The sequence below is a fragment of the Nonomuraea lactucae genome (assembly GCF_003313395.1).
Lineage (GTDB): Bacteria > Actinomycetota > Actinomycetes > Streptosporangiales > Streptosporangiaceae > Nonomuraea > Nonomuraea lactucae.
The window spans coordinates 1-701 of the sequence record NZ_QNFZ01000350.1 but is presented as its reverse complement, the minus strand read 5'-3'; the positions used below and the strand labels follow the sequence as shown (position 1 = coordinate 701).

1 protein-coding gene is annotated in these 701 nt (G+C 77.3%); it reads right to left on the bottom strand.

Features of this window, described 5'->3' with window-relative positions:
* Positions 1-701: NAD(P)/FAD-dependent oxidoreductase (locus DQW85_RS21885; protein WP_162795204.1), on the bottom strand; the 701-nt coding region annotated here is incomplete at both ends.

The window sequence follows — 701 nt, the reverse complement described above, 5'->3', positions numbered from 1 at the left end:
CTCCTCTCCCGGGAAGCGGTCGGGGCGGAAGGGGCGCAGGTCGAGTTCGGGGCGGGCGCCGGTGAGCGCCTGGGCGAGCAGGTGGCCCGTCGCTGGGGCCAGCCCGACGCCCGCGCCCTCGTGCCCGCAGGCGTGCCAGAGCCCGGGCGCGCGCGGGTCCTCGCCGATCACCGGCAGGTGGTCTGGGCAGTACGGGCGGAAGCCGCAGTACGAACGGATGGCCCGCACCTCGCGCAGGGCGGGGAACAGGGCCACCGCCTGCCCGGCCAGCCGGGACAGGACGGGAAGCGAGGTCGTGCGGTCGAAGCCGACCCGTTCCCGGCTGGCGCCGATCAGCACGGTCCCGGCCGGGGTGCCCTCGACGACGGCCGAGGCCTCCAGGCCGGCGGAGTCGCTGGACACGTTCGTGACGTAGGCGGCGGTGTAGACCTTGTGCCGGACGAGCGGCCGGGCCAGCGGCTCGGTGACGAGGACGAAGCCGCGCCTGGGCAGCACGGGCAGGTGGACGCCGGCCAGCGCCGCCACCTCGCCGGCCCACGTGCCCGCCGCGTTGACCACGGCGCCGCCGAGGATGTCGCCCCGGGTGGTGCGCACGCCGGTCACCCGCTCGCCGGAGCGCACGAACCCGGTCACGGTCAGGCCGGTGCGCAGGCCGAGCGTGCCGTGGCCGTAGCTCTCGGCGCCGCGCCTGAGCAGCCGGG